General features: G+C 30.6%; 7 protein-coding genes and 5 tRNA genes. All 12 read left to right on the top strand.

The genetic code is table 11. The features are described from left to right. Positions 1-321: 321 nt before the first annotated feature. The 12 genes from MBCUR_RS08805 to MBCUR_RS08750 all read left to right on the top strand — a co-directional run bounded on the left by MBCUR_RS08805 (position 322) and on the right by MBCUR_RS08750 (position 10696). Positions 322-861, top strand: a complete 540-nt coding sequence (locus tag MBCUR_RS08805; protein WP_067092537.1) for a beta-class carbonic anhydrase — start codon at positions 322-324, stop codon at positions 859-861. A gap of 191 nt (positions 862-1052) precedes the next feature. Continuing rightward, positions 1053-1126 (top strand) — tRNA-Thr (locus MBCUR_RS08800). Between the two features lie 23 nt (positions 1127-1149). Further along, positions 1150-1224, top strand: a tRNA-Pro gene (locus MBCUR_RS08795). A gap of 8 nt (positions 1225-1232) precedes the next feature. Further along, a tRNA-Tyr gene (locus MBCUR_RS08790) sits at positions 1233-1305 on the top strand. A 218-nt stretch (positions 1306-1523) separates the two neighbouring features. Continuing rightward, positions 1524-1595: transfer RNA gene (locus tag MBCUR_RS08785), tRNA-Asp, on the top strand. A 94-nt stretch (positions 1596-1689) separates the two neighbouring features. Next, positions 1690-1763: transfer RNA gene (locus MBCUR_RS08780), tRNA-Lys, on the top strand. 95 nt (positions 1764-1858) lie between these two features. Then, positions 1859-2095, top strand: a complete 237-nt coding sequence (locus MBCUR_RS08775; RefSeq protein WP_067092536.1) for a DNA-directed RNA polymerase subunit H — start codon at positions 1859-1861, stop codon at positions 2093-2095. A gap of 415 nt (positions 2096-2510) precedes the next feature. Continuing rightward, positions 2511-5903, top strand: coding sequence for a DNA-directed RNA polymerase subunit B (locus MBCUR_RS08770; protein WP_067092535.1), 3393 nt, complete (start codon positions 2511-2513; stop codon positions 5901-5903). Positions 5904-6121: 218 nt separating this feature from the next. Beyond that, positions 6122-8752: a DNA-directed RNA polymerase subunit A' gene (locus tag MBCUR_RS08765; RefSeq protein ID WP_067092534.1), complete on the top strand. Its 2631-nt coding sequence runs from the start codon at positions 6122-6124 to the stop codon at positions 8750-8752. Between the two features lie 15 nt (positions 8753-8767). After that, positions 8768-9964: a DNA-directed RNA polymerase subunit A'' gene (gene rpoA2, locus MBCUR_RS08760; protein WP_067092533.1), complete on the top strand. Its 1197-nt coding sequence runs from the start codon at positions 8768-8770 to the stop codon at positions 9962-9964. Beyond that, on the top strand, positions 9961-10260 hold the full coding sequence (locus tag MBCUR_RS08755) for a 50S ribosomal protein L30e (RefSeq protein WP_211265142.1): 300 nt from the start codon (positions 9961-9963) through the stop codon (positions 10258-10260). The genes rpoA2 and MBCUR_RS08755 overlap by 4 nt, the downstream gene beginning before the upstream one ends. A gap of 4 nt (positions 10261-10264) precedes the next feature. After that, positions 10265-10696: a NusA-like transcription termination signal-binding factor gene (locus MBCUR_RS08750; protein WP_067092531.1), complete on the top strand. Its 432-nt coding sequence runs from the start codon at positions 10265-10267 to the stop codon at positions 10694-10696. The last annotated feature ends 335 nt before the right edge of the window (positions 10697-11031 follow it).

The following is an 11031-nucleotide window of genomic DNA, read 5'->3' as shown; positions in this document are numbered from 1 at the left end:
TATCTTTAATCACATTCACCGAAAGACTTAATACATCATCGTTCCATAACAATCTATGTGGGTTGTTTTTTCTTTCCATAGATTAATAATACAACCCACAATATTAATACTTTACGAACTACTGATAATGAATTTTATTATAAAATAAATATAAATATTTAATAAAAATAGTGGTCTGGTAATATCATTTTATTTAAATTAAAATAAATAGATCTAAAACACAAAAAGCTTTTTTAAAAAATTTTCTTAAAAATAAATTAGAATAAAAATAAATTAGAATAATATATATTATATTATAAATAAAATAGCTATGAGGTTGTTATTATGTTACTTGATGATGTTTTATCAAATAATGAAATTTTTGTAGAGAATTTTGAACCTGTGGATTTACCACATGGACCACAGAAAAAAGTAACAGTTGTTACTTGTATGGATACACGCTTAGTTGACTTTTTGGAACCTGCTATGGGCATTGGACGTGGAGATGCAAAGGTTATTAAAAATGCAGGGAACAATGTCTTAGATAGAGATGTTGAAAGGTCTGTAGCTGCTTCTATTTTTGCATTAGGTTCTGAAGAAGTTATGTTGGTGGGTCATAAAGACTGTGGAATGGCTAATTCAGATATAAACAAACTTAAATCAAATATGCTTGAACGAGGAATTGATCCAAAGGAAATTGAAAAGGTAGATCTTAAAGAATGGATTGGTGCTTTTGAGGATGAAGAATCCAATGTTAAAAATGGTGTTGATAAATTAAAAAGTTCTCCATTAATTCCTAGAGATGTCCCAATACATGGTTTAATAATAGATCCTGTTGATGGTTCAATTGAAGTTTTAATCAATGGTTATGAAAATAAATAATTTTTAAAAGTGTTTTTCTTATTTTTTAATTGTATTTACTTATTTTCTTTTATTGTAAATAACCATTTTTTATCTTTTTAATTATGAAAACATTTATATGTAATGAAATCCAAAACTTATTTTGTTCTAAAAAAATACTTGAAATATAGGTAAATTTTAGATTTTTTTTATTGTTTATCCTTACTCCGAGTGCCTCGGTAGCTCAGTCTGGTGGAGCGCGAGACTTGTAATCTCGTGGTCGCGGGTTCAATTCCCGTCCGGGGCTTTTGTGGTATGTGAGTTTTAATAGGGACCATAGGGTAGCTTGGTCGATCCTTTGGGCTTTGGGAGCCTGAGACTCCGGTTCAAATCCGGGTGGTCCCATTGTTGTACCCGCCTTAGCTCAATTGGCAGAGCGTTGGACTGTAGATCCAAAAGTTGCTGGTTCAAGTCCGGCAGGCGGGACTTCAATTTTTATAATCAATTAATTATATAAATATGTTATGTTTAAAGAATATCTTTTTATGTTAAATTATTATTATATATAATTTAATATAGAAACATTTATATATACAAATAATTATATTTAATATTGATTGTTTTAATAAATGATGTAAATTAAAATTTTCAAAAATTATAAATCCACTTTTTAGCTTAAGTTTTTAACTTAATTTAATATCTTTGCCCTGGTGGTGTAGGGGCTATCATGCGGGCCTGTCGAGCCCGCGACTCGGGTTCAAATCCCGGCCAGGGCGCTTAAATTTATGTATAGCTTTAATTTATTCATATATTCATGAATTTATTATTTTGTTTATTTTTAGTTAATTTTTATTATTCATTTGTTTATTAGGGCCCGTAGCTCAGTCTGGCAGAGCGCTTGGCTTTTAACCAAGCGGCCGCGGGTTCAATTCCCGTCGGGCCCGTTCTTATTTTGCTTTTTTAATCATGCCCTGTTTATCAGTTTTTTAATTGAAAGTTTTATTTTTACAAATTACGTAATTTTTCTAGCTGGAGGAATATTGTGAGTGAAGGTATTTTAGTCCATGAATTAGTCCCAAAGCATGTTATACTTGAAAATTCTGAGATAAAAAAAATTTTTAAGGATTTAGATTTTCATCAAGATCAACTTCCTAAAATTAAGGTTGAAGACCCTATTGCTAAAGCTATTGGTGCCGAAGTTGGCAATGTTTTAGAGATTACAAGAGAAAGCGAAACTGCTGGTACTTTTGTAACCTATAGGCTAGTAGAACCATAGCCAGTATTTTTCATTAGATTTGTTTTATTTAAACCTATTTATTTCTTTTTTTTAAAATTGTATTTAAAACTCAATTTAATGAAATAATGTTGTAGTGTGTTTTTAGATATTTTATTAGACATTTCTATTAATTAATTTTTTTTAGATGTTTTTATAGTTATTTTTTAGACAAATATTGAATTAGAATCATTATGTTGTTTTTAATTTTATTATTAATGAGTTTAATCTTATATTAAATTATAAATTTTTCTATATTCCTTTATTATTATTAAATAATTACTTATTTGTTATATTATTTAATCAATGATTTTATTTTTACCTTTTTTATATTATTTAAACTTTTATTTTTTTAAAATTTTTATTTTTTTATTATTTCATTTTTAAATTTTTATTTTTTATTATTTGGAGGAAGTCCATGAAAGGCAAGACATGGGGATTAGTAGATGCATTTTTTGATAAGTATGATTTAGTGGATCACCATATAAAATCATATAACAAATTTATTAACCAAAGAATACAGAATATTGTAGATATTAAAGCACTAACTGAACCAATATCATTGGAAGCTGGAAAATATAGAGTTAGAACTGGAGAAATTGAAATCCGTGAACCTTATGCTAAAGAAGCTGATGGTTCAACAAGTCAAATTTTTCCTACAGAGGCAAGACTTAGAAATTTAACTTATTCTGCTCATATGTACTTAGAAATGGCTTTAGATTCTCAAAATGAAGATGGGACTTTTACTGAAAACGATTTTGAGAAAATTTATATTGGTGAATTACCTTTAATGCTTAAATCTAATAAATGCCATTTAAATGGTCTTAACACTGAAGAATTAATTAAAAATGGTGAAGATCCACAAGATTTAGGTGGTTACTTTATAGTAAATGGCTCTGAAAGAGCAGTAGTTACTATGGAGGAAATTGCTCCAAACAAAATTATTCTTGAAAGATTTGGCGAAATAACAGATAGAAGGGCAAAAGCGATTGTTAATTCAATAAATAGTGGTTTTAAAGCAAGGATTACTGTAGAATATAGAAAACCTCGTAAAACAGCTGAATTTTTAAGGATTTCATTCCCTTATGTTCCTGGTGAAATTCCTCTTGTTATTTTACTTAGAGCATTAGGATTACATACTGATGAAGAGATTATTACAAAAATTTCAAAGGATTTTAACTTCCAAATGATAATAGCTGATGATATTCAAGTATCAGAAAGCAAGCTAAAAATAAACTCTGAAGACATTGAAGGTTTATCTAAAGAGGAAAGAGATGCCTACTTTGAAAGACAAGCCATTAAATACATTGGTAACAGAGTAGCTAAAGGAATGACTGAAGATTATAGTATTACACGTGCTGAAGAGATCATTGACAAATATTTGTTGCCCCATATTGGAGTAGATAAAGAAAAACGTATGGTAAAGGCAATTTATCTGGCTGAAATGACTGAAATGTTATTAGAAGTTATTCATGAAGAAAGAGAACCCCATGATAAGGATCATTACACTAACAAAAGACTAAGAGTATCTGGAGATTTAATGGAAGATTTATTTAGAGTTGCTTACACAAACCTATCTCGTGATATGACTTATCAACTTGAAAGAAGTATTAGTCGTGGAAAAGAACCACAAATTAGACAAGCAGTTCGTTCAGATGTTTTAACTGAAAGTATTAAACATGCTATTGCTACTGGTAATTGGGTTGGTGGAAGAGCAGGTGTAAGTCAGCTTTTAGATAGAACTAGTTTTATGGGTACATTATCACATTTAAGGCGTGTTGTATCTCCTTTAAGTAGAAGTCAACCTCATTTTGAAGCAAGAGATTTGCATCCAACTCAATTTGGTAAAATATGTCCTAATGAAACTCCTGAAGGACCTAATTGTGGCTTGGTTAAAAATTTAGCACTTTTATGTAAAATATCTGAAGGATCAGACCCTGAAGATATTAAAAATACAATTGGGGATATTAATTTTTTAGTTGAAGAAGAAAACATTACTAAGGAATCTGCTAAAATTTATATTAATGGTGAATTATATGGATATTGTAATGAACCTATTGCTTTTGTTGATGAATTAAGGAAAAAACGTCGCTCAGGCGATATTTCAGAAGAAATGAATGTTACCTACTATAATTCTACCAACGAGATTTATATTTTCAATGACCCAGGTAGAGCAAGAAGACCTCTTATAGTTGTTGATGAAGGAATTCCATTACTTGAAAAAAGCCATATTGAAGATTTAAAGGCACGTAAAATTAAATGGAATGATTTAATTGCAGATGGGATAGTTGAATATTTGGATGCTGAAGAGGAAGAAAATTCATACATTGCTATGACTTCAGATTTATTAAACAATGATCACACCCACTTAGAAATAGATCCTTCTACAATGTTAGGTATTTGTGCAGGAATTATTCCATTTTCTGACCATAATTCATCTCCAAGGAATACTATGGAAGCAGGAATGACAAAACAAGCTTTAGGTTTGTATGTTTCTAATTATTCTAATCGTACTGATACAAGAGCTCATTTAATGCATCATCCTCAAACTCCTTTGGTTAAAACAAGAATTATTGATGCAACTAACTATGATAAACGCCCATCTGGTCAAAATTTTGTTGTTGCTGTAATGTCTTTTGAAGGGTATAATATGGAGGATTCTTTGATTTTAAACAAATCTGCTCTTGAAAGAGGTCTTGCAAGATCTTCCTTTTTCCGTTCATATGAAGCTTCTGAGAGAAGATATCCTGGAGGTCAAACAGATAGTTTTGAAGTTCCAGCAAAAGGTGTTAGAGGATATCGTAGTGAAGAAAATTACAGACATTTAGATGAAGATGGAATTATTAATCCAGAAAGTTATGTTTCCTCTGGTGAGGTTTTAATTGGTAAAACTTCTCCTCCAAGATTTTTAGAAGAAATTGATGACTTTGGTACTCCTGGAGATAAAAGAAGAGAAACTTCTGTAACAGTTAGACATGGTGAAAAAGGTGTTGTTGATGCAGTTATTTTAACTGAAACCGTTGAAGGAAGCAAATTAGCTAAAATCAGAGTTAGAGATACTAGACAACCTGAATTTGGTGATAAATTTGCTTCAAGACACGGACAAAAAGGAGTAGTAGGTTTAATTTTATCACAAGAAGATATTCCTTTCTCAGAAAATGGTGTTGTTCCAGATATAATCATTAATCCTCATGCTATTCCATCAAGAATGTCTGTTGGTCAAGTATTAGAAATGGTTGCAGGTAAAGCAGGATGTTTAGATGGTGAAAGAATTGATGGAACTCCATTTAATGATGATTTAGAAGGAGAAATAAAACAGTCACTTAAAGAATATGGTTTTGAGTCTGCTGGTTGTGAATCTTTATACAGTGGGACAACTGGTGAGAGAATTGAAGCTGAAATATTTATAGGTGTAGCTTATTATCAGAAACTACATCATATGACAACTGATAAGGTTTATGCCCGTTCAAGAGGTCCTGTTCAAGTTTTGACACGTCAACCTACTGAAGGTAGGGCTCGTGAAGGGGGTTTAAGGTTTGGAGAAATGGAAAGAGATTGTCTTATCGCTCATGGTGCTGCTTTAGCTCTTAAAGAGAGATTACTAGATGAATCAGATAAATATGAAGCAGTAGTATGTTCTAAATGTGGAATGTTAGCCATTGAAGATAAATTAAGAGATAAAATATATTGTTCAATATGTGGTGATGTAGAATCTTTCCCTGTTGAAATTTCTTATGCATTTAAATTACTTTTAGACGAACTTAAGAGTTTATGTATTTTCCCTAAATTAGTTTTAGGGGACAAAGCATAAATTATTAAATTTTCTTTCATATTATTTTTCATATTATTTATCTAATTATTATTTAATATTTATTAATCATTTTATTTTATAAAATGATTATTGCTTATTATTTTTTATAAAATGATTATTGTTTTTTAATTATTTTTTAAATTATTATTTAAATTTATTTATTAATTTATTTATCGTATTATTTATCGTATTCATTTCTATTTTAAGGGGATAAAATTTTGAAGGAAATAATAAAAAAAATTGATCATATAAACTTTGGTTTAATGTCTCCAGAGAATATTAGAAAAAACTCTGTGATAAAAATAGTAACTCCTGATACCTATGATGAAGATGGTTATCCGATTGAAAATGGATTAATGGATCCTCATTTAGGTGTTATAGACCCAAGTTTAAAATGTAAAACCTGTGGTTCTAAAGGTGGAGAATGTCTTGGACATTTTGGGAGCATAGATTTGGCTAGGCCTGTTGTTCATGTGGGATTTGCAGACAATATCTATAAAATCTTAAGATCAGTATGTAATGAATGTGGTCGTGTTTTATTAACAGATACTGAGATAGAAAACTTTAAATACGAGATATTAATGGCAATGGACAATGAAGAATCTATTAATGAGATTATAAAAAGAGTTCAAGATGCCGCTAAAAAAGACAAATGTCCTCATTGTGAAGAAAAACAATCTGATATAAAAATAGACAAACCAACTTCAATTAATGATGGGGATTACAGATTAACTGCTAGTGAAATCCGTGATCGCTTAGAAAGAATTACTGATGAAGATGCTCTTGTTTTAGGTGTAAATCCTAAAGTGGCTCGTCCAGAGTGGATGGTTTTAACGGTATTGCCTGTTCCTCCAGTCACAGTTCGTCCATCAATTACTTTAGAGACTGGTGAAAGATCTGAAGATGATTTAACTCACAAACTTGTGGACATTTTAAGAATTAACCAAAGATTATCTGAAAATATGGAAGCTGGTGCACCTCAATTAATTGTTGAAGATTTATGGGAGCTATTACAATACCATGTTACCACATACTTTGATAATGAAGCTTCTGGTGTTCCTCCAGCAAGACACAGATCAGGTAGACCCCTTAAAACATTAGCTCAAAGATTAAAAGGTAAAGAAGGAAGATTTAGAAGTAATCTATCAGGTAAACGTGTAAATTTTTCAGCAAGGACTGTTATTTCTCCAGATCCAAATATAAGTATCAATGAAGTTGGTGTTCCTGAAATGATAGCTACTGAAGTAACTGTTCCTGTTCATGTAAATGATTGGAATATTGAAGAGCTTAAAAAATATATTTTAAATGGACCTGAAGTCCATCCTGGAGCCAACTATGTTATTAGAAGTGATGATAGAAAAATTAGAGTTTATGATGATACTAAAGATTCTATTATTGAAAATATTGAGCCAGGTTGGGTTGTTGAACGTCATCTTAAAGATGGAGATATAGTTTTATTTAATCGCCAACCTTCTCTTCATAGAATGTCTATGATGGCACACGAAGTAAAAGTTCTTCCATATAAAACATTTAGATTGAATTTATGTGTTTGTCCTCCATACAATGCTGATTTTGATGGAGATGAAATGAATATGCATGTTTTCCAAACAGATGAATCTCGTGCCGAAGCTAAATCTTTAATGAGAGTTCAAGAACACATTTTATCTCCAAGGTTTGGAGGACCAATTATTGGAGCTATTCACGACCATATATCTGGTGCATATCTTTTAACAAGAAACGGTTCCACATTTACTGAAGAACAAGCTTTTCAAATTATTAGAAAAGCCAAATTACCTATTCCAAAACGTAAAAACCCAAATGATAACCCAGAATTAGGAACAAATTGGACAGGTAAAGAATTATTTAGTTTATTACTTCCCGAAAAACTTAACCTTGAATACAAAGGCGAAATATGTAAAAATTGCCAAGTGTGTAAGGAAAGAGACTGTGAATTTGATTCATATGTTGTAATTGAAGATGGCGAGCTAAAATATGGTGCACTTGATGAAAAAGCTTATGGCTCTTTTTCAGGTAAAATTCTAGATAAAATTGTTAAAGATTATGGTTCAGATACTGCAAAAGAATTTTTAGATCGTTCTACAAATATGGCTATTTCTGGAATTATGAAAGTTGGGATTACAACAAGTACCAATGATGAAGAGATTCCACAAGAAGCTCAAGATAGGATTCAAGCACACTTAGATGATGCAGAAGAAAATGTAGATCGCCATGTTAAAGCATATGAAGAAGGGGAATTAGAGGCATTGCCTGGTAGAAGTTTAGAAGAAACCCTTGAAATGAAAATCATGCAGGTTCTTGGAGAAGCAAGGGATAAATCAGGTGAAATTGCAGAGAGTTACTTTGCTATGGAAACTAATCATTCTGTTGTAATGGCTAAAACTGGAGCAAGAGCTTCTATGCTTAATTTAACTCAGATTACTGCCTGTGTTGGTCAGCAGTCTGTTCGTGGTGGTCGTATTTCAAGAGGATATATTGAAAGAACATTACCTCACTTTAGAAAAAATGAATTGGGTGCAAAAGCACGTGGATTTGTTCATTCAAGTTATAAAAGTGGATTAGATCCTGTTGAATTCTTTTTCCATGCTATGGGTGGACGTGAAGGTTTGGTAGATACAGCTATTCGTACAGCTCAAAGTGGATACATGCAAAGAAGATTAGTAAATGCTTTGCAAGATTTGAAAGTTACTGAAAATGGTTTAGTTCAAGATAACAAAGGAAATGTTATTCAAACAATGTTTGGTGAAGATGGTGTTGATCCTGCAAAAAGTGATCATGGTAAAGCTGCAGACTTAGATAAGATTATTAAAGAAATGAGGATTAAAAAGTAATTTTGAGGTATTTTTATGGTAAAAAACGAAGAAATACAAAAATTAATTGATAAAGTTTCTAAATTAGCCAAAAAGAAAGGGGTTGAGTTCCCTGAAAGTTACATCCTCGATATTGTTGATGCATATAATAGACATGATTTAACAGATAAAGAGTTAGAAACTTTAGTTATCAGAGTAAAAAAAGCTTATGAACAGTCTAAAGTTGAAGCTGGCGAAGCTGTAGGTACAGTTGCAGCACAGTCTGTTGGAGAGCCAGGTACTCAGATGACCATGCGTACTTTTCATTTTGCAGGGGTTAACGAGCTTAACGTTACCTTAGGTTTACCAAGACTAATTGAAATAGTCGATGCAAGAAAAACTATTAAAACCCCTACAATGGCTATTTATTTTGAAGAAGATAAAAAGAATGATGATGAATTTGTAAAAAAATTAGCTAATCAAATTGGTAAAAGTACTGTTAACGATATTCTTGAAGTTGATGGTTTTAAAATTAACTATGCTGAAATGAAAGTTGAAGCAACAATTGATGCTAAAAAAGTAGAAGACAAAAAGCTTGATTATGAAAAAATAAAAGAAGCTATTAAAAAGTCATTTAAAAAAGCTAAATTTAACCCTGACAATGATTATAATTTTTATATTGAACCTAAAGAAGTTAATATTAGAGAATTAAGACTTGATGCAGATAAAGTAAGAGATTTGCAAATTAGTGGATTAAAAGGTATTGGAAAAGTTATTATTAGAAAAGAAGAAGATCAGTATATTTTACATACTGAAGGTTCAAACCTTGAAAAAATCCTTAAAATTGATGGTGTTGATAAAGAAAAAACCAGCACAAATCACATTCATGAAATTGAAGAAGTTTTAGGTATAGAAGCCGCTCGTAATGCTATTATTAATGAGATTCTTCGTACCCTTTCAGAACAGGGTCTTACAGTTGATATTAGACATATTATGTTAGTTGCTGATATGATGACATCTCAAGGAACCGTTAGGTCTATTGGACGTCATGGTATTAGTGGTAAAAAATCAAGTGTACTTGCTCGTGCTGCCTTTGAAGAAACTGGAAGACATTTACTTAATGCCAGTATTCGTGGCGAAGTAGAGCATTTGACAGGCATAATTGAAAATATCATTATTGGACAACCTATACCCCTTGGAACTGGTTCAGTTGATATCATGATGAAACCAAATAAAAGAAAAGGAGGCAGATGATGGATATAGATAGAGGAATTAGGGTCGCTGTTGATACTGGTGATGTAGCTTTAGGTAGTGAAAAATCTATTCAATATTTAAAATTAGGAAAAGGTTTATTAGTTGTTGTAGCAAGTAATGCACCTCAAGTAATTTTAGAAGATGTTGAATACTATGCAAAACTTTCAAAAATACCTGTACATGTGTATGATGGTTCTAGTGTAGATTTAGGATCTGTATGCGGTAAACCATTTACAGTAGCCACTTTAATTATTAATGATCCAGGAGATTCTACCATAATTGATGTAATGGGGTAGATTTATGTCTATAAAGTTCAATGCTAATGAAATTAGATATATTGCTCTCTTTGAAAGTATGACTGGAGCAATGGTTAAAGATTGTATTATTAATGAAGAAAATGGTAAAATTATCTTTGTTGTTAAAAATGGAGATATGGGTTTAGCCATTGGAAGACAAGGCGAAACTGTTAAAAAAGTTCAAAATGCTGTTGATAAAGGTGTTGAGGTCGTTGAATTTTCAGAAGACATTACAAAGTTCATAGAGAATTTAATAGCCCCTGCAAAAGTTTCAAATGTTAAAGTTCTTCAAAAAGCTTCTGGTGAGACAATTGCAACTGTTACAGCAGATAATCAAAATAAAAGAATAGCAATTGGAAAAAATGGTCAAAATATTGAACAGGCTAAGCTAATAGCTAAAAGACAACACAATGTTTCTGACATTGTTTTAAAATAATCTTTTTTGAGATTGTTTTGTTTTTGATATTTTTCTTTTTTTCTTATTTTTTTATTTTCTTATTTTTTTAGTTTTTATTTTTTCTTATTTTCTTATTTTTTTAGTTTTTATTTTTTCTTATTTTTTTAGCTTTTATTTTTTTTATTTATATCTACATCTATTTTTAAATTAAATTTTTAACATGCTATTATTTTTTAAAACTAAATGATTATAATCCTTTTTTTAAAACTAAATGATTATATTCCTGAAAGAAAAGATTCTAATCAATGATTTATTTAAATATCAATCCATTTCATAAATATAAGTTGTTATTATCTTTAATTTCTAAAATAATC

The sequence above is a fragment of the Methanobrevibacter curvatus genome, from assembly GCF_001639295.1.
GTDB lineage: Archaea > Methanobacteriota > Methanobacteria > Methanobacteriales > Methanobacteriaceae > Methanoflexus > Methanoflexus curvatus.
Note: the sequence above shows the minus strand (reverse complement) of the source record. Positions and strands in the feature narration are given on the sequence as shown.

Excerpts from the sequence above, each read along its gene's own strand:
- MBCUR_RS08770 (WP_067092535.1), top strand. The coding sequence starts at position 2,511 with ATGAAAGGCAAGACATGGGGATTAGTAGATGCATTTTTTGATAAGTAT.
- rpoA2 (WP_067092533.1), top strand. The coding sequence starts at position 8,768 with ATGGTAAAAAACGAAGAAATACAAAAATTAATTGATAAAGTTTCTAAA.
- MBCUR_RS08755 (WP_211265142.1), top strand. The coding sequence starts at position 9,961 with ATGATGGATATAGATAGAGGAATTAGGGTCGCTGTTGATACTGGTGAT.
- MBCUR_RS08750 (WP_067092531.1), top strand. The coding sequence starts at position 10,265 with ATGTCTATAAAGTTCAATGCTAATGAAATTAGATATATTGCTCTCTTT.